This window comes from Arthrobacter sp. cf158 (assembly GCF_900106835.1).
In the GTDB taxonomy this organism is placed as follows: domain Bacteria; phylum Actinomycetota; class Actinomycetes; order Actinomycetales; family Micrococcaceae; genus Arthrobacter.
Window position 1 is genome coordinate 449,787 of record NZ_FNNR01000004.1, and the last position, 24,412, is coordinate 474,198.

The following is a 24,412-nucleotide window of genomic DNA, read 5'->3' on the forward strand; positions in this document are numbered from 1 at the left end:
GGGCCATGGTTCGAAGCCCAAATAAGGTCCCAAATCGGACTCAATCCAGCGGCAGAGTCACCCTCACACTGGTGCCCTGTCCAACCGCAGAGTCGATGTCAACGGTCCCGCCGGCGTCGTGCACTGCAATGGACATCAGCAGCAGCCCAAAGCCATGCCGCCTGCCACTGGGGGCCGCGTGGATTTCAAAGCCGTCGCCGTCATCCGCGATGGTCAGTTGGATACCGTGGTAAACGGCGTTAAGCCGGACGGTGAGTTCGCTGGCGTTGGCGTAGTTGAGGGTGTTGCTGAACGTCTCCTGCGCCACGTGATACAGCAGCGCGGCGGCCGAGGATGAGATCTCGATGCCGTGATGCGGGGTGTGCCAGTGCACTTTCACTCCGTTGAGGCGGAGCGGTGCAGCGAGCCGGTCGATGCATCCTGCGACGCCCAGTGCGTAGAAATCCACGGGGTGCTGGTCCTGGATGATGCCCTTAACGGACACCACCTCGGTTAATGCTGATGACTGCTCCATTGCGTCCCCCACATCGATGTCTTTCATACTTGAGATTCGTTGCCGAAGCCCCTCGGTATTGGTCCTTCGACTGCTTCCAGCGTCGCGCCGCTATATCAAGGAACCTTTTCGATTTGCTCAAGTTCGCATCAAGTTTGGGGGAGCTTGCCTACGATGGTTGGCCCAGGACCAGCCGGGTGTCCGCGTCCCGATCGCAGTGCAGGACCCCGTCAGTGACAGTAAGCCCGGCCACGAGGATCGACGACCGCCGGCTTTGGACTGTCGGATGGCTCCCGTCCGTGCGATCCGGGTGGGTGAAGTAGAAGATCCATGCCCGGCCCTGATTGACCACCACATCGGCATGGAGGCCCGGACCAACGTCGTCGCTCCGGCGGAAGGTGTCTCCAATAGCCCCGGCCAGGATGGTTCCCTGCTGCTCCCACGAGTCGAGGTCCCTGGAACGGTACACCGCCTGCCCGGCCCACGTGTCCACGATCATCCAGTACCAACCGCCCAGCTGGAACACGTTGGGTCCTTCGTGGCCAGTGGGAGTGGTCAGGACGTGCCCGCGAACGGTCCAGTCATGGAGGTCTGCGCTGTCCGCCGCCCAGGTTTCGGAGCCGTGCACTTCGTCCTTGAACCACATGCGGAAGCCACCGTCGGGGAGTTGGTGCACGCACGCATCGATGACCCGGTTGGAACTCAGGGGAACTATGCCATGGTGGGTCCAAGCCAGGAGATCCGGGCTGGTGTAGTGGTGGATCTCCATGGAATGCGGGTTGCCGTGGGCAGGGATGCCGCGGATGTAGCTGACGTACATGTGGAAGGTTCCTGCGTGTTCAAAGATTTCCGGCGCCCAGAAAGTGTTGTGTCCCCACTCAAAATCGAGGCCCTGAACAGTTCCGCGGTAGTCCCAGTGCGTGCCGTCAACGGAGGAAGCGACTCCCAGTTTTGAACCGTACAGCCAGCTGAGGCCGTCCTCGAACGGCACGGTGGTGCGGCGGTTGGTGTAGATCATCCACCACGCTTGCTCGTGCGGGTTGTAGATCACGGTGGGATCCGCGGCGCCGTCCTCGATCGGATCCCGGAAGATGGGGGACTTGGCGGGCACAGCGTGGCTCATGAATGATCCCTCGGGGCTTTGTTAGCGCTAACAAGCAGAAAGCTTAGGAACCAGAAGCCGGGTGTGTCAACGAAGTTCCCCTCCTGTGGCGAAATTCTGCTGGATCATCCGCCTGCTCCCTCTTGAAGATCCCTGGATTTCCGGGGTCTCCTTCGAGTGAACTGGGCGATGATCCAGCAGAATTTCGTCTGCCACAAAATTTAGCGGCGGCCGGGACCCTGAGCCTGGCTGTACTGGCCCGCAGTGACTGTTCCCTGTTCCTCTGCGCCATCGATGGAACCGGTGGTGACGCCCGCCTTCGCCTCAGCACTGCCCCCTGTGTACACGGTGTACGTTGCCCCGTCGGCGATGGCTGACGACGAGTACACCAGGGACGCGATGCTCTTAGTGGTCACGAACGTTGCAACCACAGTTCCCGACGAGTCAACGATGTGCACCGGAGTGCCTGCCGAAACGGACGAGTTGAAGGTCAGCTGAACGCCCGACTGCGTAGACGAGGTTCCGGGTGTCACCGCCATGCCGGCGCTCCCTGCCGCTGCAACCGTTCCGCCTGTGACTGTGAGATCACCATTCACATCGAGTGCACCGTTGCCATCATTGGTAGGACCGTTGACCACCACGGTGCCTCCGGAGATGGTGGCGTTTCCGTTGGAGTCCAGGCCGTCGCCCTCGGAATTGATGGTGAGCGTTCCGCCGGAGACGTCCACTGTGTAGTCGCCCACCGTATCGCCACCACCCATCCCGCCACCGCCGGGCCCGCCCATGCCAGCGGCAGCGCCCGTATCCGCAGAAGTGGAGGAACCACCGGAGGCATTCACACCGTCGTCGTGGGAGGTGACAGTGACGTCTCCGCCGGTGATGGCAATGTGCTGTGCTTCCAATCCTTCTTCAGATTCGGCCACGGAGACTGTCCCGCCACTGACGGTCAGCGTATTGAAGGCTTTCACTCCGTCATCCCCGGCGTTGACCGTCAGGGATCCGCCGCTGACCAGCAGCCATCCCCGGCCCTCGTCAGTGTCATTGTCAGCTTTCACGCCATCCCCGCCAGCAGTAACTTGGTAGGCGCCATCCAACAGCACCGTGTAGTCCTTGCCGCGGATGCCGTCATCCACAGCGTCCACGGTGACCTTGCCGGCGGCCATCACCAGGCCGTCCTTGGAAACGATGCCGTCGTTGGATTTCCCGTTGACAGTCAGGGAACCGGAGCCGGCGATGGTCAGGTCGGCCATGGAGTAGAGCGCTGCGTTGGGAGCGTCGTCGCCCTGGTCGGCATAGGTGGTGGCGTCAGTCAGGGTGTTGGTGCTGCCATCTTGCAAATACACGATCGCCTCGTCCGCGCTCTTCACCACGAACGGTGAGCCAGACGAGTTGCCCAATTCCACGCCGTCCAGGATGATCCGGACGGTATCGGATTCGCCGGCGGCCACCACGATCTGCCCGTCTGCCAGTGAGCCGCTGAGGCGGTACGTTCCGGCGGCGCTGATAGTGACGGTGTTGCCGTCAACGGCCACACCGGTGGAGGACGACGACGTCACTTTGCTGCCGCCGTCGGCCAGGCTGATGGCCACTTCATCAGCGGTATCCCACGTGAGGTCGTCGCTGTCGTAGTGGGTGTCTTCCTCAATGGTGGCGGCGGTGACGGCCTGCTGGGTGGAGGTGGTGGTGCTGGACGTGGTGCCGGTGGAGGTTGAGCTGGTGGCAGCCGTGGAGCAGCCGGCAAGGGAGATCGCCAAGGCGACGGCGGCAACGGAAAGGGACGTGCGGAAGGAGCGCATGGTTGATTCCTTGGTCTGTGGAAGAAGTCTTTGGAGGGAAAGTCAGCGGAGGGAGGTCAGTGCAGGGGGCGCAGGGGCATCCTGCGCCGAAGGGTTTGGTTCCAGCGGTTGGCCGGCAGCTCGGGGTGGAGGGCGGCCATGCCGGTGGCGAACTTGGAGATGCGGCACGGCCGGACCCCGTGCGCCCACAAATGCCGGTCCAAGGGGCCGGGGGCGGAGCCGGATTTCGTCTCCACCACCACCGCATTGTCCAGAACCCACGGCTGGCCGTCAGGAGCCTGCCAGGTGACGTCGGAGTCGATGGTGGCGCGGCTCCCGGATTCGGGGAGGTACAGGGTGGTGCGGTCGTAGCGGGTGGACAGGACCGGCTCCAGCGGACCGAACGCGACATCGCCGATGGTGGCCGCGAGGGTCTCGTTGACGTAGGCCAGGCCTTCGTCGGTCAAGCGGTCGCGGTCGCACAACTCGTAGGGGATGCGTTCCTTGACCGTGGCCTCACGGGCGCCTTCGGTCTTGACCTCCAAAAAGCTCACGGCACTGTCCACATAGGTTCTAGTGCGGACCTTGAACCGACGGCGCCGGCCATGGGCGGCCAGCATGTAACTGTCCAAACCGGGGGTGTCGAAGTAAACGGAGTCGTAGTCGAAGGTCCGCTTCCCTTCCATTTCCAGGACCCGGGCTTCGGCGCCGAAAGTGGTGAGTATCCGCCGTGCCGTGGCCGACGGAACAAGATACTTGCGGTCCACACGGGTCAGCAGTGCGGCCTCCGTGGTGAGTTCTTCAAGTCCGACGGCGGGTAGCTGGCTCAGCTGCGGGATGATCGGTTGGGCGTCGATGCGGCTCATGCGACACCGGCCGAGGTAGGCACTGACTGCTGTGCTGGCTGCTGGGACTGGACCGGCTGCTGGGACTGGGTGGGCAGTTCCTGAGGGGCCGGGGACAGTGCGCCGGCGGGTTGGTCGAAGCCAAGCTGTGCGTGCCGTGGCTGGGACAGATCCTGGTGGGCGGGGCAGACTGCGTACCGGACATCAACAATCGTCTTGTCGTTGACCATGTCCAACTCCTGGATAGTGGCGGAGTGGACCGTGCCGTTGAGGACTTCCTCCAGCCGGGCATAGAGCTCGGGCTCGTTGTTGATGGCCCGGTCCAGCACCACGGTCTGGTGACGGTAGGCCGGGAGGACCCGGGGGTTGTCGCCCACGAACATCACCAGCAGGACCAAGGCCATCAGGGACAGCGTCAGCCAGAGCGGCTCGACTCCGATGCCCGCGATCAGGCCCAGCGCCAGCGCCGAGAAGTAGTAGGCCACCTCGTGCTGGGCGAGTTCCGTGGACCGGAGCCGGATGATGGAGAGAACACCGAACAAGCCAAGTCCCAAGCCAACACCCGCGGCCGAACCGGACAGCGCCGTGGCAACGGCCAGGACGCCGACGTTCATGCCAAGGTAGGAAACCACCAGGTCACGGCGCCGGTGCCGGCGGAGGTAGAGGGCCAGCGTCAAAATGGTGATGGCGGCCAGGTCTGCCGCGATGAGGATGATGGTGTTCATCAGTTACTCCGGAATCTCTTGGGGGATTGGTCTCCACTTTTCCCGGTGAGGCTGTGTTGAAACTGTGCCGGGACCAAGGCTGGGATGTGTGTTTCGACGGCGGCCGGTTCAGTTGGCAGGGGCCGCTCCGTTGACGCGTCATGTCCCTTGCGGACGAACAGGAACCGGTGCTGCACGGCGTAGCTGACTCCCAACAGGGCCACCTCAGTGACGAGCTTGGCCAACAAGTCGGGGACGGCCAAGGAAGTGAGGGTCCACATCGCGGCGTAGTTGGCAGTCAACAGGACCAGCACCAACGCCACATATCCAGTAGCAGCTGCCCGGAACGAGGTGTCCTTGCCATGCTCGAACACCAGGCGCCGGTTGACCATGAAGTTCACGGACGCACTGACCACGCGGGCACCAAGTACTGCAATCAGCAGGGAATCTGTGGAGGCAAGGAGGACCAGGAACATCACCGTGTCCACCGCGAACGCTGACAAGGACGAGCCAAGGAACTTCAGCAGCGGCGCGTAGATTCTGATCGAGTCGGCCACGGGGCGGAAATGTGATCCCGAGTTATCGTCCAGGTAGACGGTGGCGATCTCAATGCTGTGGATCCCGTAGCCGGCCTGTTTCGCCTCCAACAGCAGGTTGAGCTCGTATTCGTAGCGCTGACCGCGAACCGACAGCAGCCAGGGGATCATGTCCGCCCTGTACCCTCGGAGCCCGGTCTGCGTGTCCGTGATCCGCTGGCCCGTGGCAAGCCTGAACAACCACCGCGTCACCGTGTTGCCGAACCGGCTCCGGGCAGGGACGTCACCGGTAAAGTTCCGGCAGCCCAGGACCATCGATGCCGTCACATGGCGGACACGGTCGGCAACGGCAAGGATGTCGGCCACGCCATGCTGTCCGTCGCTGTCAGCGCAGACCACGTCATTGCCGGGGAAGCGCTCAGCGATGAACGCGAAGCCGCTCTTCAGCGCGTGGCCCTTGCCGCCGTTCACGTCGTAACTGAGGACATGGCACCCAAGCCGTGCGGCGTCGTCGAACGTGTCCTGGTAGTCAGGCCCGGAGCCGTCGTCCACCACTACGATGGTGAGCCACGGATCAGCTTCCTGAAGATTCTGAATGAGGGTGATGAGCTGGTGGTCCGGCTCGTACGCCGGTATGAGGATGATCATGACTGGGCGATGTAGAGGATGTCTGATGTGCCGCGCTCTTTGTTGTCGCCGAGCGGGTTGTTCACCAGGGATCCGTTGAAGTACATGGTGGAGGAGCCGCCGCCATCGATGTTGTACGCGGTGGTGGCGCCCAGGTCCTTCATGATCTGCGCCAGGCCGGTCATGGTGACGCCGGCGCTGTAGCCCGGGCTGCGGCCGTCCACCACCACGAACACCAAGTGGTTCTCATCGATCACGCCCACGGCCGTGCGCGGCTGCTCGCCCTGGATGGAGTGGTTGCCGAAGTTGGTATCGACCTCCACGTCCTCGATGCCGGAGGCGATCTGGCCGTTGTCCAACAACGACGGTCCGAAGGAGAGCGTGTTCCACACACCGTCCGCAATGAGCTGGTCAGCAGTGGTGGTTGTCTCGTCGTACACCTTGACGGTGCCGTCCTTGTAGAAGGCGAGTCCCTGGCGGGCGCCCTCGTCCCGGTACACCACACCGTTGCGGATCACGATTCCGGTGTCCCGGAAGCCGTAGTAGTCGCCGTTGATGGCAAAGACTGCGTTGTGGTCTTCGGCGATCGCGGAGGTGTTCTCCGTGATGTTCTCGCCGAACGTGTCCTCGGCGAACGCCGACTTCAGGGTGGTGGCGTCGTCAAGCACGACGTCGGCAACGTAGTAGGTGACGGTGTCGTCGCCGCTGCCGGTGGTCACCGTGGAGATGGTGACACCAGTGTCGCCCGAGGTGTAGGAGGTATCGGTGACCACGGCGCTCGCCGCTGTGTCAGCGGACGTCTCATCCGTGGTCGTGGTTGTTCCGGCCTGGCTGGCTTCGTATTCCGAGACATTGGTGATCTGCGCGTGCGGAATGACGAATCGGTCGAGGGCCCAGGCTGCGGCACCCCCGGCAGAGAGAGTGACCGCCAGAACGGCGGAGACGACGACGCGCCGTGTCCGGCCGCCCTTACGGTGTTCAGTCTGTGGAGGAGTCATTCCTCATTTCTACGGAGCAAGGCTACGCCGGAGGTTTGCCCAACATATGCGTGGGCTGTGAAGGTTCAGTAGTGGCGGCGATCGGCCTCGCGGGCTGCTTCCTCGATGCGATACCGGTGGGCTGCCCATTCTTCGGAGTTGCGGCTGGGGATGTTCGGATCGCCGGGTCTCTGTCCCGCGGAACCGTCGATGAGCTCCCGGATGATGTCTGCATGCCCCGCATGGCGGGCTGTCTCGACGCACATGTGAACCAGGATCTGGTGAAGCGTGACGTTCTTCTTTTCCTCAGACCACCAGGGCACCACACCCGGCGCATCCAAGGGGAGGGATTCGATGGTCTCGTCGCTGTGCTTGGCCGAGAAATGGTGCAGCTCCAGGATCTGTTTGCGGGTCTCAGTGACCGGCACCCACATATCGGAATCCGGTTCAGCATCATCGGCCAACCACGGCAGATCGAGTCCACTGGGCCGGCCGAAGGTCTCCCCGAAATACCCCAACTCCACGCTTGCCACGTGCTTCACCAAGCCCAACAGGTTGGTGCCTGTGGGCGTCAGGGGCCTGCGGGCGTCGTACTCGCCCAGGCCGTCCAGTTTTCCGAGCAGGTCCGCCCTGCGGAGCCGCAAATAGCCGAGCAACATCGCTTTGTCATCCATGCTCAGCACTCTACCCAAGGGGCAAGGCGAAGGGCCCCGGGCGCCGAGTTCGCGGGAAACGTGCCAATACCCCCGGTTACCTCCAGCGATCTCGCAGCATTCCCGCGGTCTCGCCTAAGCCCCGCGCAGCCGTGGACGTAACAAGGTACTGCTTTATTCCTCCCTTCCATCTCGCGTTGACTACAACGCAAGCCAGTGGAGGACCCCGGCCAAAAGACGCCGGACCAGGTCCGTCCACGAGTGTTAGGAGCAACTCCTTGTCACTTCAATTTCCCCGCAGGACCCTGCTTCAGGGCGCCGGTGCCCTGTCCCTCGCAGCAGTGGTCAGCTCCATGTTTGCCCAGAATGCCTGGGCCGAAACCGCACCGGATGCCGCGGAGTTCGCAGCGTTGCGCAGCCGCTGGGTGGACCAGATTACGGGCCGGAATGTCATCCAATCAGGCGACGCAGATTTCGCCGCGGCGATCACCGCCCTGAACAACAAAGCCGCTGACTCCCTGGCAAAGCTCAACAGGGCACCCGGCCGCGCATCGGTGTTCACGGATCTGTCCTTCGCCAAGGACGCGGAGATGGTTACCACGTATACGCGTCTGTCCCAGCTTGCTACGGCCTGGGCCACACCCACAGCCGCTGTGTTTGGGGATGCCTCAGTACTGGCGGACATCAAAGCCGGCCTCGCTGATGCCAACACCCTTTGCTACAACCACACCAAGGAAGAAGTGGGCAACTGGTGGTCGTGGGAAATCGGTGTGCCCCGGGCTTTGGCCGACGCCATGGTCCTGCTTCATGCCGAGCTCTCCGCCGCTGAGATCCAGGCCTACTCCGCAGCCATCGATCATTTTGTCCCTGATCCGTGGCTGCAGTTCCCGCCCAAGCGCGGCAAGATCACCTCGGTGGGGGCAAACCGCGTGGATTTGTGCCAGGGAATCATCATCCGGTCCTTGGCTGGAGAGGACACTCCCAAGCTCCAGCACGCCATCGCCGGCCTCAGCCAGGTGTGGCAGTACGTCACCAGCGGCGACGGAATTTTCCGGGACGGCTCATTCATCCAACACAGCACCACGCCGTACACCGGTTCTTATGGGGTTGTGCTGCTGAACGGCCTGTCCAAGCTGTTTGCACTGCTTGGCGGCACAGGCTTCGAGGTCTCCGACCCATCACGCAGCATCTTCTTCGACGCCGTAGAAGGATCGTTTGCGCCGCTCATCATCAACGGAGCCATGGCCGATTCGGTGCGCGGCCGGAGTATCAGCCGCGAGGCCAACACCGGATATGACCTCGCCGCAACAAGCATCGAAGCCATCCTGCTCCTGGCCCGCGCCATGGACAGCGCCACGGCAACCCGCTGGCGGGGCCTCTGCGCCGGCTGGATCACGCGCAACACCTATCGCCCCATCCTGTCCGGGGCGAGCGTTCCCCGGACAGCTTTGGTCAAAGAACTGCTGGCCGCCGGCGTTGCGCCTGTGCCGGAGTCCCCGGGCCACCGCCTCTTCCCGGCCATGGACCGCACCATTCACCGGGGGAGCGGCTGGGCGTTGTCCTTGTCCATGGCCAGCAACCGCATCGCCTGGTACGAATGCGGCAACGGCGAAAACAACCGCGGGTATCACACAGGTTCAGGCATGACCTACTTCCACACCTCAGACCTCGGCCAGTACGACGACGCCTATTGGGCCACCGCCAACTACAACCGACTCCCGGGCACCACCGTGGACACCACGCCATTGCCGGACAAGGTGGAAGGCGAATGGGGCGCTGCCGTCCCGGCCAATGAGTGGACCGGCTCCGCCGCACTCGGTGAGGTCGCCGCCGTCGGGCAGCACCTGGTGGGTCCCGGCCGAACCGGCCTGTCGGCGCGGAAGTCCTGGTTCGTCAGCGGCGATGTCACCGTCTGCCTCGGCGCGGACATCACCACCGCTTCCGGAGCCAGGGTGGAAACAATCGTTGACCACCGCAACCTCCACCAAGGCACCAATGCACTCACGACGGCGTCGGGCGCCATCGCGGAAACGGCCGGTAACGCTGTGGTGCTGAGTGACGATCGCTGGGTCCACCTGGAAGGATTCGGTGGTTATGCCGTACTGGATTCCTCCCCGCTGACGGTGCTCCGGGAGAGCCGCTCCGGAAGCTGGTCGGGAGTAAACATCAACGGCAGTACCACCGTGCAGCAAAGGAACTTCGCCACCATCTACGTGGATCACGGCGCGGGTGGAACGCCAAAAAGCTATGCGTACCTGGTGGCACCCGGGGTCTCGGCCAAGGACTGCAGCAAGCTGGCGAAGGGCAACAAACATGTGGTGATCCGCAACGATGCCACGGCGCAATCGGTGGAGTTCACGGCAGAGAAAACTACCGCGGCAACGTTCTGGAAGCCCGGGACGGCAGGCGACCTTGGCGCATCAGGCCCCGCGTGCGTGGTGTTCTCCCGGCACGGCAACGTCCTCAGCCTGGCTGTCAGTGAGCCGACGCAAAAGGCTGCCAGCCTCACGTTGACGCTGCCTGAGGGCACCTGGTCCAGCGTGCTGGAAGGTGCAGGCACGCTGGGAACGGACTCAGCGGGCAAAACTACCCTGACGCTGGATACGGCCGGGCTCAGTGGGCAGGCCAGGGTGGTGAAACTCCGCCGCTAGTCTCCTGTTGTGGGGCCCGTTCTGCGCGCTATCCCGGGTGTTGGGGGCGTAGAGCGGGCCTCACAACGCGCTAGATAGGGCTAACCACCTTGGCCCCACAGGAATCACGGACCACAATTCTTGGCCGCAAACGGATCTGATACAACGGGCAAGCATCGCCCTCGGTCAACCGGCGCAGCAGGACGTCGGCAGCCATGACACCCAGCCGATGCTTGGCAGGGGAGACCGCCGTCAAGGGAATCTGCGCGAGGTCGGCCATTTCGTCGTCGTAGGAAACCAAAGCAAGGTCCTCCGGCACCCGGATGCCTCGCCTCGCGGCGGCCCCTTCCAACAGCGCAGCTTCCCGGTCACCGAAGACCAAAGCCGCTGTCGCGCCGCTGCCCGCGAGGAGCTGGAACATGTGCTCGGCCTGGTCAGCTTCCCACTCCGGCTTGGTGGCGCTGAACGCCATGCGGTGATGCCCGCCGCTGTTCAACCGCAAAGAGGTGTCCAGCCCCAAAGCCTCGACGGCGGCCGCGTACCCTGCGATCACCGCGGCCTGGGTGGGGTTGCTGCTGCGCGCGGCCTCGTTCGCCCGCGTGAGCAGCCCAATCTTTCGGTGACCCAAGCGGTGAAGGTGCATCACGGCGTCGTAAGCTCCGCCCTGGTGATCCGAGCAGACGTGTTCGGTCCTGTCTCCGGGCCCCAGATCATCCAGGCTACGCTCCAGCAGCACCACAGGAACGGGCAGGGCCATGAGCTCGGCCACCCGCTGCTGGGGATTGTCCAAACCGGTCAGTGTCGGCACCAGGATGAGCCCGTCCACACCGGCATCCAGGAGAAATTCGATGCTGGCGTTTTCCCGGGTGAAGTCATAGTGGTACGTGGAGAGCTGCAGGCTCGCACCGCGGGAGGACAGGTGTTCCTCGATGCCTTGCAGTACCTGTGGGTAGTAAAGCTGGGTATCCGGCAGCAGAACACCTATGACGTATCGGGAGCGCTTTTGCGAGCGCTGCGGCGCGGCGACGAAGCTCCCGGCACCCTGCCGCCGGACCACGAGACCCTTGTCCACCAGGTCCTCGAACGCCCGCCGCACCGTGGTGAGGGACAGCCCGGTGTCCAAGGACAGTTGCTGCTCGGTGGGCAGCTTGGTTCCCACAGCCCACGTCCCTGCCAAAATGCCCCTGCGCAGGTTGTCGCTGAGGTTCTGGAATTTCAGGTTCTGTTTGGCGGTGTCGCGGACGGTCGCCGAGGCAGGCTCAGCATGGACGGCCTGCGGGTTCTTCCTTGGCATGATCAAACTCCACCTGTGAACGGACGATTACTCCTATCCTGCACCAGAGTTTAGGGAGTATTTAGATACTAATTTCCTGAGTATGCAAGGTACTGGGGAATGCTCATTGATTCCTCGTGTGCAGGTTGCGTAGCAATGAGGGGTGTCCAACAAAAAGCCAAACATCATCTTCATCCTGAGTGACGACCAAGGCGCCTGGGCGCTGGGATGCGCCGGAAACACGGAGATCCAGACTCCCAACCTCGACTCCCTCGCGGCCCGGGGAACGCGTTTGGAGAACTTCTTTTGCGTGTCGCCCGTCTGCTCGCCCGCCCGCGCCAGTCTCATGACAGGGGATATCCCTTCGCGCCACGGCGTCCACGACTATCTGGCCGGCATTGAAACGGGACCGGAAGCCGTGGACTACCTGCAGGGCCAACCCCTGTTCACGGACGCCTTGGCCGATGCCGGCTACCGATTGGGGCTTTCCGGCAAATGGCATCTGGGCGCCAACGATGTTCCCAGGAAAGGCTTCAGCCACTGGTTTGCGCTGCAGGGTGGCGGCAGTCCCTATGACCGGTCCGTGATGTACAGGTTCGACGACGGCACCAGCCACCGGGAGTTGGTCACCGAGTACTTGACGGACGCGATCACCCACGACGCCTTGGACTTCCTGGACGAAGCTTCGAAGGAACCCGAGCCCTTCTTCCTTGCCCTCAACTACACCGCACCCCACAAACCGTGGAAGGGCCAGCATCCGCCCGAATTCGAGGATCTCTACCGCGACTGCACCTTCAGCAGCTGTCCCCAGGAGCCACTCCACCCCTGGACCCCCACCGTGGATGGTGTGCCGATCGGCGGCGAGGGTGACGTGCGCGCGGCCCTGCTGGGGTACTTCGCGGCGGTGAGCGCCATGGATGCAGGGATTGGTGACGTCCTGCGGCGACTGGAAGAACTGGGCATCGACGACCACACGCTGGTGATCTTCAGCAGCGACAACGGCTTCAACTGCGGCCACCACGGAATCTGGGGCAAGGGTAATGGGACTTTCCCGCAGAACGTTTACGACTCCTCCGTCAAAGTGCCCGCGATCTTCGCGCTCCCTGGACGCATCCAGCAGGGGACTGTCCTCACGGAACTGCTGTCTGCCTATGATGTGGCCGCCACGGTCCTGGAAATCGCGGGCCTGGACGCGCGGCCCTTCGAACGCGGCCCCGGGCGCTCCTTCGCGGAGCTGCTAAGCGTGCTTCCTGGCGATGCGCGTCATGGCGCCGCTAAGAACCCCGACGACGGCGGCCGGCCCTCCGCCGCCGGCGACGGGACTGGTGAGTACCCCGACGGCGGTGGGCCGCTGGACGCTGCCGGCGACGGGACTGGTGAGTACCACGACGGCGGCGGCCGGCCCTCCGCCGCCGGGGGACGCGCCGTCGTGGTCTTTGACGAATACGGCCCGGTCCGCATGATCCGTAGCGCGGAATGGAAGTACGTGCACCGCTACCCGCACGGTCCCCACGAACTTTACGGCCTTGTGGCGGACCCGGATGAACGCGTGAACCTCGTCAGTGAACCCGCCCACGCGGTCCGTGTGTCCGGCATGAGGGCCCAACTTCAGCAGTGGTTCCATCGTCATGCGGCCCCCGGACTGGAGGGAAGCTGGCTTCCCGTGGCCGGGGCAGGCCAGACTGCTACCGTGCTGGATGATCCCTTGGGGGCCTTCACACCACCCAACTGGGACGGCACGGCCGCAGCCGGCCGCGCCGCAGCCGGACCAGCCTCCTAGGGGACTTCGCTCAGGACCCGTTCGGCGCGGGTGGCATCGCCGGACGGGTTGAGGACCACAGGACTAACGCTCCCGGCTGCCTCGTAGGACGCCAGGACTACTTCAACGATGTGGCGGGCGTGTTCCACGCTGACTTTCGGTGTTCCGCCGTCCAACACTTTGATGAAGTCCCGCAGTTGCAGGTAGAAGCCTTCTTGGATGTCCTCCGGCTGTGGCTCCCAGACCGTGCGGGTGGTGCCATTGCTGCGCACCAGCGTTCCGTTGTGGGGGCTGCAGGAAATGGTGCCGTGTTCGCAGACGATCAGGACCTCGTCCATGCGCTGGGTGGCGTCGGAGACCACCACGACGCTGACGTGGACGCCGTTGCGGAGCGTCAGCGAGATGGTGCCGTCCGTTTCCACCGGAACGCCGAACCGTTTCAGTGTCGAGGCAGTGAGGGATTCCACCGGTGCGCCGCCGAACCAGAGGGAACGGTCCAGGCAATGGCCACCGATGTTCATCAGCGCCCCGCCGCCGGCCATGGCTTGGCTGAAGAACCACTCCGGACGGGTGCCGGGACGGTAATCGGTGGTCCTGTAGTCACGGATCATCAAGACCTGGCCAAGTTCGCCGCCGGCCAGCACGTCCTCGGCCGCCAGCTTCTCCGGCAGGAAATGCTGGATCTGACCGATCACCAAGGCCACCCCGGCGTCGCGGCAGGCTTGGACCATGCGATCGCAGTCAGCCACAGTGGTGGCCATGGGCTTTTCCACCAGCACGTGCAATCCGTGTTCTGCTGCGGCGAGCACCATCTCCAAATGCAGCGCGTGCGGGGTATTGATGATCACCGCGTCCAGTCCGGCCTCGCGGAACATCGCCGCATAGTCGGTATAGACCTGGGCAGCCCAGTGCGAGGCAACCCCCTCGGCCGCTTCCTGTCGCAGGTCGCAGACGGCGGCCAGTTGGACGTTGCTGATCCGTCCGGCGGATTCAGCATGTAAGTGTGCCACGGCACCGGCGCCAATGATTCCCAGTCGTATCAATTTCCCTCTTTAGCTCGGAGCCGAAGCGCGGACACAGCTTGCCCGCGCAGATCACCTTGATTGTTGGGGAGCGTCAGGGGAGGAATAAATGCCTAATCGGGGTGAACTGTGGGCTCGGCCTTTGGCACCCCGCCCGGGGGTGGGAAACCGATGGCGACTCATTCGGAAGTACTCATTGAATCCTGCTTTCACGGGCTGTGAGAGTCGTCTCACTGAACCGCATCCGGCCGGTTCCCCCTCACTTGAAAGGTGATTCCCATGGGCAAAACAGCCCGTCATCTTCGCCCGCTGGCCGCCCTGTTGGGTGCAGCACTTGCCCTGTCCACCACAGCATGCGGTGGAGCCACAGACGCCTCCCCTGCTGCCGAGGCCGTGGACATTTCAGGCTCCATTTCGGGGCAAACCATCAACTACTGGTCCATGTGGAAAGACGGTGAGCCTCAGCAGAAGGTCATCGCCGCTGCCATCGCCGATTTCGAAAAGGAAACCGGAGCCACCGTCAGCGTTCAATGGCAGGGCCGCAGCAACACGGAGAAACTGGTTCCCGCGCTGAACACCAACAACGTCCCGGACCTGGTGGACGGCACCTTCGCAAAGCTTGCGCCCGTGATCGGGGAGACCGGACAGGCCAGCCCGCTCACGTCCGTGTACTCCTACGAGGTTGACGGCAAAGCGGTGAGTTCGGTGATCCCGGAGAAGTTCACCAGCAATGGTGTTTTCAAGGGCGAAGATGGGCAGCCGTGGATGGTTCCCTACAGCGTCAGCTCGGATGGCATCTGGTTTGATGCTGCCCAGCACCCTGAACTCAAAGCCAAACCACCGGCCACGTGGGATGAATTCATTGAAGTCCTGGACAAGCTGAAGGCCAGTGGATCGGCTCCCATCGCGGCGGACGGTGACATTGCCGGCTACAACTCCACCTGGTTTGTGACAGCGCTGCTTCGGCTCAAGGGTGCCGGCAGTTTCAAGGCTCTTGTTGAGGACAAGTCCGGTGAAGGATGGGACGATCCCGCGGTGCTCGAGGCAGCCCGGAAGGTGGAAACCCTGGTCAAGGGTGGATACCTCAACAGCGGCTACAACGCGAGCAAGTTCCCTGCCCAGCAGCAGCTCTGGGCGAACGGCGACGCTGCCCTCATTCTCAACGGATCGTGGACCCCAACCGAAACCGGCTCCTATGCGGCCCCCGGATTCGATTACTCGTCCTTCCAATTCCCGGCAATGGGAGACAATCCAGCCAGCGCCCGTGTGGACTTCATCGGTTTTGCAGTACCGGCAAAGTCCAAGAACCAGGTCCCCGCACAGCGCCTCGCAGCATTCATGCTGAATTCCAAGTATCAGAATGCCCTGGGAACGGAAGCCAAAGTGCTGCCGGTACGGCCGGACGCACCGGTTGCTCCCGCCGTCGAGTCCGTCAAAGCCGCCATTGACGCGGCTCCGGCAACGCACCTGCAAAACGACGGAGTGACCTTTCCCGGCTTCATGGAGAAGGTGTTCTTCCCCAAGGATGACGAGCTGTTCCTCGGGAAAACCTCTGCCGATGAGTTCATCGGGAAGATGAAGGCTGCCCAGATCCAGTACTGGAAGGACAACAGCTGATGACCCTCCACCTGACGGAGCCCCGGACGGGCGGTGCGCCCGTCCACAGTCCGGAGTCCCGGAAGCCGGTGCCTCGTAAGTCGCAGCGCGGCAGCCGTCCTGGAGGGAGCTCCATCGACGTGCAGCGCAAGAAGCTGCTGATCCCGTTCGTCGGTCCGGCATTCGTCCTGTACACGGTCCTGTTCATCGTGCCCGCGCTGGGAGCCGTATGGATCAGCCTGCACAAATGGGCGGGCTCGGGTCCCATGAAGTTCGTTGGGCTGGACAACTACGGCCGGATCTTCCGGGACCAGTTGTTCCTGTCGTCATTCGGCAACACCCTGCTTCTGCTCTTCGTGGTGGGGACCGCGATCTTCGTCCTGGCTTTTGCCTTGACGCTGGTGCTCAGGGACATGGCCGGGAAGAAGATTGCCCGCAACGTCATCTTCTTCCCCCACCTCATCAACGCGCTGGTGTTCGGTGTCCTGGCCGGTTTCATCTTCAATCCAGGAGGAATGGTCAACACCCTCCTGGCGCCCCTCGGAGTGACCGACCCGCCCAAGTGGCTGGCACAGGACAACATCTTCCCGCTCATCATGGTCACCTTGGTCTGCACCACCACCGGTTACTTCACCACCATCCTGATGGCCGGCGTCGACCGTATTCCGCCCTACTACTACGAAGACTGCGCCCTGGCCGGGGCGTCCGCTTTTCAACGGTTGCGCTACGTGATCCTGCCGCTGACCTGGGACGTTTTTGGCACCTGCGCCGTGTTGTGGACCATTTCGTCAGTGAAGATCTTCGAGATCGTCTGGGTCTTCGGTGGCAGTTCAGGTGCCGGCGTGCCGCCAACGCAGAGCTGGACCGCAGCCGTGTACACCTACGTCAACGCCTTCTCCGGACAATCAACGCCGGCCTACGGGGCTGCGACAGCCTCTGCCGTGTTGTCCCTGGCGCTGATCTCCGTCCTGGTTGTCCTGCTGCGCCGCGCCATGCGTCGCGACGCCGTCGAGTTCTAAAGGAAAAGTCATGAGCGAACACAAACTGCTGGCACCCCTGACCACCCGCAGGAGGGCAGGACGCGGCGTCAGCCCTGCACTGCGCGGCGAGCGCAGCATCCTCCGGGGGATTGGGGTGACGCTGCTGTGGATGGTGGTGGCGATCAGCATCGCAGCCCTGGTCTGGATGGTGGCCCAGGCTTTCAGGGATACCCGGGCAATTCTCGATGACCCTTGGGGCGTCCCGACGTCGCTGGATTTTGGGAACTTTGTCCGTGCCTGGACAGTGGGGGACTTCGCCGTCGCAACATGGAATAGCCTGCTGACCACGGTGGTTTCCTCGGTCCTGACGGTAGCCATCGCCGCGCCGTGCTCCTACTACTTGAGCCGCGTGGACAACAAGCTGACGCAAGGACTCAGCCTGTACTTCATCCTGGGCCTGGGGATTCCGGCGCAGGTCATCCTGATCCCGCTGTTCGTGATGCTCAACAAGGTGTACCTGACGGACAGCATCATCGGGCTCAACCTGGTGTACATCGGCGTCTCCATGCCCTTCACGGTCTTCCTGTTGACCGCGTTCTTCCGTTCCCTTCCCCTGGAAATGGAAGAAGCCGCGGCGCTGGATGGAACCACGGCGTTCGGCACGTTCTGGCGTATCACGTTGCCGCTGGCCAAGGGCGGAATCCTCACCGCCTTCATCCTCCAGGTCATCTCGCACTGGAACGAGACACTGCTGGCCCTGACGCTCCTTCAGTCCACCGAGAAATACACCTTGCCCGTGGCCCTGATTTCCTTCGTACAGCAGCAGACCTACTCGGGAGCCGACTGGGGTGGTCTGTTCGCAGGGCTGGTGATCGTGGTCCTGCCGATGCTCATCATCTACGTATGGCTGGGCCGCCGCTTGACCGAGGGACTGACGCTCGGGATGGGCAAATAGCCCCCGACGGCGGTGCTACCGCGGACCCTTGTCGATCACGCAGAAGCGGTTGCCGTCAGGGTCCGCGAGGACCACGAAGTCCGGCTCCTCGGGGTACATGTCCCAGTCGACGTGCCGGGCGCCGATGGCGATAAGCCGTTCCACCTCAGCGTCCTGATCGTCCGCATAGAGGTCCAGGTGAATGCGGGGATGTTCCTGGGCGGGGGTTTCACTCAGCATGAGGGCGAGCTGCGGGCCGGGACCGGACGCCGGAACGAGGATCACCCAGGTGTCGTCGCCCGGCTCGCGGGGAACATAGCCCAGCGCTTCGTGCCAGAAATTGGTGGCGCGGGCAATGTCATTGACGCCCAGGACAGTGCTGCCGATGGTCAACATTGGCCCAGCCTAGCGGCGGGCTGCCCGGCATGTCTTGTTCTTGGCGGCGGGCCAATGCCACAGTGAATCCATGGCCACCGAAGAGGACGTCCGGAGAATCTGCCTGGGCATGCCCGGCGTTACTGAGCGGCCCAGTTGGGGGCAGCCCGCGTGGTTCGCCAAGTCCCTTATGGCACGCATGTGGGAGGAAGGCGTGGGGACCGTGAAAACCGACGAACGCGAAGCGCTCGCAGCCATGGAACCGGACACGTTCTTCTGGACGCCGCACCACGATCAGTCCCCGAAGTTGATGCTCATCCGGCTGGAGAATGTGGACGTGGAAGAGCTCGACGAGCTGCTGCAGGAGTCGTACAGAATCGCCGGCGGCCCCGGCAAACCCAAGTAGCTCGCAAACCCAACTCGGTAGCAGATCGCGTCGTTCTCAGCACTGGGAACGGCCTGATCTGCTACTCAGTTGGGTGGACGCGCAGGTTAGACTCGGCCGCATGGGGGAACACAACGCATCCGGGAATCAGAACGCATCCGGGGAACACAGCACACCCAAGCCAGCACGGAAACCGGCAGCCGTCGTCGTGCCTTTGCTGGGCCTGATCGCCGTGATTGTGGGCGTGATCGTGACTTGGACCAACCAGAGCACGGACTTCGGCTTCTTCGCCTATGCGCCGCTGAGCGACACGGTCTTCATGGGGAACGGTGTGACCATGGTCAGCCAAGGGACGCAGCTCGGGCTCGCCGTGACTGTCCTTGGCCTGCTGGTCCTCGCGTTCTCGGCGGGACTCGCTGTGGGCCGCCGCCGCTGAGTTCGCCGGAAAACGACGAAATCGCCGGATAGCTCCAGCGAACTGGCAGCTTTCCGGCGATTTCGGCGCAAGCGACAGACCTAGGTGAGTTTCACCTGGCGGTTCATGTCCTTGTACAGCAGGTAACGGAACTCGCCCGGACCACCGGCGTAGCAAGCCTGCGGGCAGAACGCGCGCAGCCACATGAAGTCGCCGGCTTCCACCTCAACCCAGTCGTTGTTGAGCAAGTACATGGCCTTGCCTTCCAGGACGTACAGGCCGTGCTCCATGACGTGGGTCTCCGGGAAGGGGATCACGCCGCCGGGCTGGAAGGTAACAATGTTGACCTGCATGTCGTGCGCCAGGTCGCTGGAGTCCGTGAAGCGCGTGGTCTTCCAGACGTCGTCCGTGTCCGGCATGGAGGTGGGCTCCACGTCCTTCTCGTTGGTGACGAAGGACTTTGCTTCGAACCCTTCGAGGCGCTCGTAGGCCTTGCGGATCCAGTGGAAGGAGACGATGTCGTCGGACACGTTCTCCAGGCCCCACTCTGCTCCGGCGGCAAGGTAGGCGTAGCCGCCCTCTTCGAGGTGGTGCAGCTCGCCGTCGAGTGTCAGGTTGACCTGGCCCTTGGTGACGAAGATGACGCCTTCAACGCCGGATTCGAACTCGGCCTTGGGTGCCCCGCCGCCCGGTGCGATCTCCACGATCAGCTGGGAGAACGTGGTGGCGAAGCCGGAGATCGGCCGCGCGATGATCCACGAGCGCGTGTTGGAAAAGCCCGGCAGGTTGCTGGTGACGATGTCCGTCATGACGCCCTTGGGGATCACCGTGTAAGCCTCGGTGACGATGGCCCGCTCGGTGGTCAGCTGGGTCTGCGGCGGCAAGCCGCCTTGTGGGTAGTAGTACTTGCCCATGCGAAATGCTCCTATCAGTGGGAAGTCGGTTGCGCGAGCCGCGGGTGCGCCAGTGCGGTCAGCTGTGAAAGTTCGACGCCGGCAAGCGCCTTGACCTCGTCGGTCCCCACTGCGCCGCACTGGACGCCGCGGAGGACGAACCCGGCAAGCGCGCGGGCGGTGGCGGGCTCGTCCATGACGCCACCTTCGGTGCGCTCAACATAGTTGCGGAGGCGCAGGGCCGCGGCGGGCAGGCCTTCGCGGTAGAAAGCGTACGACGCCGAGAAGCGGCTGGGGAGCTGGGCGGCGTGGAGATCCCAGCCCTGGTAGTAGCCGTTCTCCAGGGAGCGACGAACCAAGCGGCCGTGAAGCTTCCATGCGTCTTCCACAGCATCGCCCACGGGGATGATGTTGGTGGAACCGTCGGAGAGGCGGATGCCCGTTCCGGCGACAGCGAGCTGCATGACTTCCTTGGCGAAGTCGGCCACCGGGTGCTCCATGGACTGGTATTCCGCGGAGATTCCGAGCGAGGCGCTGTAATCGTAGGTCCCGTAGTGCAGGGCGCTGATGCGGCCCGGGACGACGTGGGGGAGTTGCGCCACTGGCGAGGTTCCGTCAGCACCGATGATGAGCTGCGGGGTTTCCACCTGCACCTCAAAACGAAGCCGGCCGGCGGGAAGACCGTGGACTTCCTCAAGCCGGGACACGGCGAAGTCCATGGCCTGTACCTGGGACACCGTGGTGACCTTGGGCAGGGTGAGGATCAGTCCGGCCGGGAGTTCGCCGGCTTCAGCCAACGTGGAGACAAACAGATCCAACGTCTTCAGGCCGCGGGCCCGGGTGGGGGCTTCGAAGCACTTGAAGCGGATGCCGATGAACGGCGGGGCGGTTCCGGCAGCTACTGCGGCGGCAACAGCGTTGGCGGCAGCAACGGCGTCGGCGTCTTCTGCCTCGTCGCCGCGGTCACCGTAGCCGTCTTCGAAGTCCAAACGCAGGTCCTCGATCGGTTCCGCGGAGAGCTTCGCGGCCACACGCTCGGCAACAGCGGCGGCCAGGTGAGACTCCTGGCCCAGCAGCTGACCGAGCTTCTCCAGGCCACCGTGAGCCTCTGCCGTGGCGAGTGCCTGTGCGCCCCAATCTGCCACAAAGGTGGGTGTGAAACGGTCAGCCGGGATGTAGACGGTGTGGATGGGCTGGCGTGAGCCGTCGTCGCCGGGGTAGTTGCGGTCCAGCAACTGGTCGGTCGCCGCAAGCTGGGACTCGATGTGAGCCAAATCAGATGAAGAGAATGAACCCATCTCAGCCCACCAGCTCATACGCGGGAGTGGTGAGGAAGTCCGTGTAATCGTCGGACAGACAGATGTCCTCGATCAGCTTGGACGCCGGCTCGTAGTACGCCTTGAAGTTCTCATCGCCGAACTCGATGCGCAGGCGCTCGGTTTCTTCGCCCAGGATTCGGGTGACGAGTTCGCGGGTCACGGTGTTGCCCGTGTCCGCGAGGACGGACTTGTTGCGGATCTGCTGCCATACCTGCGAGCGGGAGATTTCCGCAGTGGCGGCGTCTTCCATGAGGTTGTGAATGGCAACGGCACCGCTGCCGGAGATCCAGACGCCCGTGTAGGCGACCGCGACGTACAGGTTCAGGCGCAGGCCTGCTTCGGTGACGTGGCCTTCGGCGGAGGCGACGTCGATGAGCTGTTCGGCGGTGACGTTCACCTCGGGGCGCTGCTTGTCCAGCTGGTTCTTCTTACCGCCGTTGGCAGGGTCGCCCAGCACGGAGTCGAACACTTCGCGGCAGGTGGAGACCAGGTCCGGGTGTGCCACCCAGGAGCCGTCGAAGCCATCGTTCGCTTCGCGGGTCTTGTCGGCGCGGACCTTGTCGAAGGCTGCGGCGGTGACATCCGGCTGCTTGCGGTTGGGAATGACGGCGGCCATGCCACCCATGGCGAAGGCGCCGCGCTTGTGGCAGGTCTTGACCAGGAGTTCGGTGTAGGCGCGCATGAACGGTGCCGTCATGGCCACGGTTGCGCGGTCCGGGAGGACGAACTCTTCGCCGGCATCACGGAAGTACTTGATGATGCTGAAGAGGTAGTCCCAGCGTCCGGCGTTCAGGCCTGAAGCGTGATCGCGCAGTTCGTAGAGGATCTCGTCCATTTCGAACGCGGCCGGGATGGTCTCGATGAGAACCGTGGCGCGGATGCTGCCCTGCGGGATGCCCAGGAAGTCCTGGGCGAAGGCGAAGACGTCGTTCCAGAGGCGTGCCTCCAGGTGGCTCTCCATCTTGGGCAGGTAGTAGTACGGACCCTGGCCGTTGAGGAGGAGCTGCTTGGCGATGTGGAAGAAGTGCAGGCCGAAGTCCACCAGCGCACCCACGGCGGGTTCGCCGTCGATCAGCAGGTGCCGTTCCTCCATGTGCCAGCCACGGGGGCGGGCCACCACAACGGCCAGGGGAGCGTCGGTGCGGAGACGGTATTCCTTGCCTTCGGGCGAGGTGTAGCTCAGGGTTCCCTGGGCGGCGTCGCGGAGGTTGAGGATGGCGTCGATGACGTTGGGCCACGTGGGTGTGCTGGCGTCTTCGAGGTCTGCCAGCCACACCTTGGCGCCGGAGTTCAGGGCGTTGATGGCCATCTTGGCCGGGGTTGCCGGGCCGGTCATCTCAACGCGGCGGTCCTGCAAAGCTGCCGGTGCCTCGGCGACTTTCCAGTCGCCGTCGCGGATTTCCTGGGTCTCCGGGAGGAAGTCCAGGCGGCTGGTGTCGGCAACCTTCTGGCGTTTGACCTTACGGGCTTCAAGGAGCTCGTTGCGGGTTCCGGCGAAGCGCTTGTGCAGTTCCTCGATGAAGGCCAGTGCCTTGGGGGTGAGGATTTCCTCGGCGCGATCGATCGGCCGGGGATCGGTGACTGTAATAGCCATGTGAGCGGATTCCTTTGTTCTAGAGTGCGCTGGCGGCGTTGGCGTGCGCAGCTGCTGCTACGGCACTGGCCACATCGGCGGCAACATGGGGATCGAAGACGCTGGGGATAATGTAACTCGCGTTGAGCTCATCGTCAGCCACCCGGTTGGCAATTGCCTCGGCTGCGGCCACCAGCATGTTCGGCGTGATGTCCGATGCTCCGGCGTCCAGCAGGCCACGGAAGAAGCCCGGGAATGCCAGCACGTTGTTGATCTGGTTCGGGAAGTCGCTGCGGCCGGTAGCAACCACTGCTGCGTGCTTGGAAGCGACAACAGGATCGATTTCCGGGGTGGGGTTGGCCATGGCGAAGACGATCGCGTCCTCAGCCATCGAAGCAACCTGCTCCTCGCCGATCACGTGCGGGGCGCTGACGCCGATGAAGACGTCGGCTCCCTTGAGGGCGTCGTGCAGCGTGCCGGAGAAGCCTTCCTCGTTGGTGTTCGCGGCGATCCAGCTGCGGTGCTCGTCACCGTATTCTTCGCCGGAGTGGATGGCGCCGGAGCGGCCTGCGGCGATGATGTGCTGCGCGCCCTGGGCCTTGAGGAGCTGGATGATGGCCGAGCCGGCAGCGCCGACGCCCGAAACAACAATCTTGACCTCGGAGAGCTTCTTGTCCACCACGCGCAGGGCGTTGACCAGGGCAGCGAGCGTGACGATCGCGGTGCCGTGCTGGTCATCGTGGAAGACCGGGATGTCCAGTTCTTCGCGGAGGCGGTTCTCGATTTCGAAGCAGCGCGGTGCGGCGATGTCCTCGAGGTTGATGCCACCGTAGACCGGAGCCATGGCCTTGGCGATCATGATGATTTCTTCGGTGTCCTGGGTGTCCAGGCAGACCGGCCAGGCGTCAACGTTGGCGAACTGCTTGAACAGCGCGGCCTTGCCTTCCATCACGGGAAGGGCAGCGGCGGGGCCGATGTTGCCCAGGCCCAGGACGGCCGAGCCGTCGGTGAGGACGGCGATGGTGTTGCGCTTGACCGTGAGGTTGCGGGCAGCGGCCGGGTCTTCAGCGATGGCCAGGCAAACACGGGCGACGCCGGGAGTATAGGCACGCGAGAGATCGTCACGGTTGCGCAGGGCTACTTTGGGGACAACTTCGAGCTTGCCGCCGAGGTGCATGAGGAAGGTGCGGTCCGAGACGTGCTGGACGGTGACGCCGTCGAGTGCGTTGAGCGCGTCCTTGACGCGGGCTGCGTGGTCGTCGTCGGTGGTGTTGCAGGTGACGTCAACAACGATCGTCTCGTGGTGGGATTCCGTGACGTCCAACGCGGTGATTGCTGCACCGGCTGCGCCGACGGCTGCTGCCAGTTCGCTGGTAGCGGTGAAGCTCGACGGTGCGGCGACGCGCAGGGTGATCGAGTTTCCGGGGCTCGGATTCGCCATTGAAATTCCTCCTGTTAGGCCCGTTCCCGGGCCGCCGTTCCAAACTGAATGTTTTCGTATTATGGATATTATTATCTACAAAGTGGAAACACAACCCCTTGCTTG

At 63.5% G+C, this 24,412-nt stretch carries 22 protein-coding genes; 7 read left to right on the top strand and 15 right to left on the bottom strand.

Annotated elements, in window-relative coordinates:
* Positions 1-40 precede the first annotated feature (40 nt).
* The 8 genes from BLW08_RS10945 to BLW08_RS10980 form a co-directional block, all read right to left on the bottom strand.
* Positions 41-541, bottom strand: coding sequence for a sensor histidine kinase (locus BLW08_RS10945; protein WP_254779823.1), 501 nt, complete (start codon positions 539-541; stop codon positions 41-43).
* A 121-nt stretch (positions 542-662) separates the two neighbouring features.
* Positions 663-1,616, bottom strand: coding sequence for a family 43 glycosylhydrolase (locus BLW08_RS10950; RefSeq protein WP_091325044.1), 954 nt, complete (start codon positions 1,614-1,616; stop codon positions 663-665).
* Between the two features lie 200 nt (positions 1,617-1,816).
* Positions 1,817-3,391 carry a carbohydrate-binding domain-containing protein gene (locus BLW08_RS10955; RefSeq protein WP_091325045.1) on the bottom strand — a complete coding sequence of 525 codons (1,575 nt, stop codon included), beginning with the start codon at positions 3,389-3,391 and terminating at the stop codon, positions 1,817-1,819.
* 56 nt (positions 3,392-3,447) lie between these two features.
* Entirely contained in the window at positions 3,448-4,236 is a 789-nt protein-coding gene (locus BLW08_RS10960) for a polyphosphate polymerase domain-containing protein (protein ID WP_091325046.1), read from the bottom strand.
* A complete protein-coding gene (locus tag BLW08_RS10965; RefSeq protein ID WP_091325047.1) occupies positions 4,233-4,940 on the bottom strand; it encodes a DUF4956 domain-containing protein in 708 nt (235 codons plus the stop codon). Before BLW08_RS10965 ends, BLW08_RS10960 begins: the two co-directional genes overlap by 4 nt.
* On the bottom strand, positions 4,940-6,103 hold the full coding sequence (locus BLW08_RS10970) for a bifunctional glycosyltransferase family 2/GtrA family protein (RefSeq protein WP_091325048.1): 1,164 nt from the start codon (positions 6,101-6,103) through the stop codon (positions 4,940-4,942). The genes BLW08_RS10965 and BLW08_RS10970 overlap by 1 nt, the downstream gene beginning before the upstream one ends.
* Positions 6,100-7,080 carry a phosphodiester glycosidase family protein gene (locus tag BLW08_RS10975; RefSeq protein WP_090823410.1) on the bottom strand — a complete coding sequence of 327 codons (981 nt, stop codon included), beginning with the start codon at positions 7,078-7,080 and terminating at the stop codon, positions 6,100-6,102. Before BLW08_RS10975 ends, BLW08_RS10970 begins: the two co-directional genes overlap by 4 nt.
* Before the next feature lie 65 nt (positions 7,081-7,145).
* A complete protein-coding gene (locus BLW08_RS10980) occupies positions 7,146-7,733 on the bottom strand; it encodes a DinB family protein (protein WP_090823412.1) in 588 nt (195 codons plus the stop codon).
* 257 nt (positions 7,734-7,990) lie between these two features.
* Here BLW08_RS10980 and BLW08_RS10985 point away from each other — a divergent pair, with 257 nt between their 5' ends.
* On the top strand, positions 7,991-10,363 hold the full coding sequence (locus tag BLW08_RS10985; protein ID WP_091325049.1) for a polysaccharide lyase 8 family protein: 2,373 nt from the start codon (positions 7,991-7,993) through the stop codon (positions 10,361-10,363).
* Between the two features lie 70 nt (positions 10,364-10,433).
* On the opposite strand, the gene BLW08_RS10990 is transcribed toward BLW08_RS10985, so the two are convergent.
* On the bottom strand, positions 10,434-11,636 hold the full coding sequence (locus tag BLW08_RS10990; RefSeq protein ID WP_091325050.1) for a GntR family transcriptional regulator: 1,203 nt from the start codon (positions 11,634-11,636) through the stop codon (positions 10,434-10,436).
* Between the two features lie 142 nt (positions 11,637-11,778).
* Between BLW08_RS10990 and BLW08_RS10995 the strand changes: the two genes are divergently transcribed.
* Positions 11,779-13,395, top strand: a complete 1,617-nt coding sequence (locus BLW08_RS10995; RefSeq protein WP_254779824.1) for a sulfatase-like hydrolase/transferase — start codon at positions 11,779-11,781, stop codon at positions 13,393-13,395.
* Here the strand turns inward: BLW08_RS10995 and BLW08_RS11005 are convergent.
* Positions 13,392-14,417 carry a Gfo/Idh/MocA family protein gene (locus BLW08_RS11005; RefSeq protein ID WP_091325051.1) on the bottom strand — a complete coding sequence of 342 codons (1,026 nt, stop codon included), beginning with the start codon at positions 14,415-14,417 and terminating at the stop codon, positions 13,392-13,394. The genes BLW08_RS10995 and BLW08_RS11005 overlap by 4 nt on opposite strands.
* A gap of 258 nt (positions 14,418-14,675) precedes the next feature.
* Between BLW08_RS11005 and BLW08_RS11010 the strand changes: the two genes are divergently transcribed.
* Genes BLW08_RS11010 through BLW08_RS11020 form a run of 3 tightly spaced genes read left to right on the top strand, consistent with a single transcriptional unit; the run spans position 14,676 to position 17,927 of the window.
* Positions 14,676-16,013, top strand: a complete 1,338-nt coding sequence (locus BLW08_RS11010) for an ABC transporter substrate-binding protein (protein ID WP_091325052.1) — start codon at positions 14,676-14,678, stop codon at positions 16,011-16,013.
* On the top strand, positions 16,013-17,011 hold the full coding sequence (locus BLW08_RS11015; RefSeq protein WP_090823423.1) for a carbohydrate ABC transporter permease: 999 nt from the start codon (positions 16,013-16,015) through the stop codon (positions 17,009-17,011). Before BLW08_RS11010 ends, BLW08_RS11015 begins: the two co-directional genes overlap by 1 nt.
* 10 nt (positions 17,012-17,021) lie before the next feature.
* Positions 17,022-17,927: a carbohydrate ABC transporter permease gene (locus BLW08_RS11020; protein ID WP_091325053.1), complete on the top strand. Its 906-nt coding sequence runs from the start codon at positions 17,022-17,024 to the stop codon at positions 17,925-17,927.
* A gap of 15 nt (positions 17,928-17,942) precedes the next feature.
* Here BLW08_RS11020 and BLW08_RS11025 read toward each other — a convergent pair whose 3' ends face one another.
* Complete coding sequence (locus BLW08_RS11025; RefSeq protein WP_091325054.1) at positions 17,943-18,302, bottom strand: VOC family protein; 360 nt, start codon at positions 18,300-18,302, stop codon at positions 17,943-17,945.
* Positions 18,303-18,372: 70 nt separating this feature from the next.
* Here BLW08_RS11025 and BLW08_RS11030 point away from each other — a divergent pair, with 70 nt between their 5' ends.
* Together BLW08_RS11030 and BLW08_RS11035 are read left to right on the top strand one after the other, a co-directional pair.
* On the top strand, positions 18,373-18,687 hold the full coding sequence (locus BLW08_RS11030; protein ID WP_091325055.1) for an MmcQ/YjbR family DNA-binding protein: 315 nt from the start codon (positions 18,373-18,375) through the stop codon (positions 18,685-18,687).
* Positions 18,688-18,787: 100 nt separating this feature from the next.
* Positions 18,788-19,102 carry a hypothetical protein gene (locus tag BLW08_RS11035; RefSeq protein WP_091325056.1) on the top strand — a complete coding sequence of 105 codons (315 nt, stop codon included), beginning with the start codon at positions 18,788-18,790 and terminating at the stop codon, positions 19,100-19,102.
* Between the two features lie 80 nt (positions 19,103-19,182).
* Here the strand turns inward: BLW08_RS11035 and BLW08_RS11040 are convergent, their stop codons facing one another.
* From BLW08_RS11040 to BLW08_RS11055, 4 genes are read right to left on the bottom strand one after another with little or no spacing between them, the layout of a single operon-like run.
* A complete protein-coding gene (locus tag BLW08_RS11040; protein WP_062071654.1) occupies positions 19,183-19,995 on the bottom strand; it encodes a bifunctional allantoicase/(S)-ureidoglycine aminohydrolase in 813 nt (270 codons plus the stop codon).
* 14 nt (positions 19,996-20,009) lie between these two features.
* Entirely contained in the window at positions 20,010-21,272 is a 1,263-nt protein-coding gene (locus tag BLW08_RS11045) for a DUF6986 family protein (RefSeq protein WP_091325057.1), read from the bottom strand.
* A gap of 1 nt (position 21,273) precedes the next feature.
* A complete protein-coding gene (gene aceB, locus BLW08_RS11050) occupies positions 21,274-22,887 on the bottom strand; it encodes a malate synthase A (protein ID WP_091325058.1) in 1,614 nt (537 codons plus the stop codon).
* A gap of 19 nt (positions 22,888-22,906) precedes the next feature.
* Positions 22,907-24,307, bottom strand: a complete 1,401-nt coding sequence (locus BLW08_RS11055; protein WP_090823437.1) for an NAD-dependent malic enzyme — start codon at positions 24,305-24,307, stop codon at positions 22,907-22,909.
* Between the last annotated feature and the right edge of the window lie 105 nt (positions 24,308-24,412).

Excerpts from the sequence above, each read along its gene's own strand:
- BLW08_RS10945 (WP_254779823.1), bottom strand. The coding sequence starts at position 541 with ATGAAAGACATCGATGTGGGGGACGCAATGGAGCAGTCATCAGCATTA.
- BLW08_RS10950 (WP_091325044.1), bottom strand. The coding sequence starts at position 1,616 with ATGAGCCACGCTGTGCCCGCCAAGTCCCCCATCTTCCGGGATCCGATC.
- BLW08_RS10955 (WP_091325045.1), bottom strand. The coding sequence starts at position 3,391 with ATGCGCTCCTTCCGCACGTCCCTTTCCGTTGCCGCCGTCGCCTTGGCG.
- BLW08_RS10960 (WP_091325046.1), bottom strand. The coding sequence starts at position 4,236 with ATGAGCCGCATCGACGCCCAACCGATCATCCCGCAGCTGAGCCAGCTA.
- BLW08_RS10965 (WP_091325047.1), bottom strand. The coding sequence starts at position 4,940 with ATGAACACCATCATCCTCATCGCGGCAGACCTGGCCGCCATCACCATT.
- BLW08_RS10970 (WP_091325048.1), bottom strand. The coding sequence starts at position 6,103 with ATGATCATCCTCATACCGGCGTACGAGCCGGACCACCAGCTCATCACC.
- BLW08_RS10975 (WP_090823410.1), bottom strand. The coding sequence starts at position 7,080 with ATGACTCCTCCACAGACTGAACACCGTAAGGGCGGCCGGACACGGCGC.
- BLW08_RS10980 (WP_090823412.1), bottom strand. The coding sequence starts at position 7,733 with ATGGATGACAAAGCGATGTTGCTCGGCTATTTGCGGCTCCGCAGGGCG.
- BLW08_RS10990 (WP_091325050.1), bottom strand. The coding sequence starts at position 11,636 with ATGCCAAGGAAGAACCCGCAGGCCGTCCATGCTGAGCCTGCCTCGGCG.
- BLW08_RS11010 (WP_091325052.1), top strand. The coding sequence starts at position 14,676 with ATGGGCAAAACAGCCCGTCATCTTCGCCCGCTGGCCGCCCTGTTGGGT.
- BLW08_RS11015 (WP_090823423.1), top strand. The coding sequence starts at position 16,013 with ATGACCCTCCACCTGACGGAGCCCCGGACGGGCGGTGCGCCCGTCCAC.
- BLW08_RS11020 (WP_091325053.1), top strand. The coding sequence starts at position 17,022 with ATGAGCGAACACAAACTGCTGGCACCCCTGACCACCCGCAGGAGGGCA.
- BLW08_RS11025 (WP_091325054.1), bottom strand. The coding sequence starts at position 18,302 with ATGTTGACCATCGGCAGCACTGTCCTGGGCGTCAATGACATTGCCCGC.
- BLW08_RS11030 (WP_091325055.1), top strand. The coding sequence starts at position 18,373 with ATGGCCACCGAAGAGGACGTCCGGAGAATCTGCCTGGGCATGCCCGGC.
- BLW08_RS11035 (WP_091325056.1), top strand. The coding sequence starts at position 18,788 with ATGGGGGAACACAACGCATCCGGGAATCAGAACGCATCCGGGGAACAC.
- BLW08_RS11040 (WP_062071654.1), bottom strand. The coding sequence starts at position 19,995 with ATGGGCAAGTACTACTACCCACAAGGCGGCTTGCCGCCGCAGACCCAG.
- BLW08_RS11045 (WP_091325057.1), bottom strand. The coding sequence starts at position 21,272 with ATGGGTTCATTCTCTTCATCTGATTTGGCTCACATCGAGTCCCAGCTT.
- aceB (WP_091325058.1), bottom strand. The coding sequence starts at position 22,887 with ATGGCTATTACAGTCACCGATCCCCGGCCGATCGATCGCGCCGAGGAA.
- BLW08_RS11055 (WP_090823437.1), bottom strand. The coding sequence starts at position 24,307 with ATGGCGAATCCGAGCCCCGGAAACTCGATCACCCTGCGCGTCGCCGCA.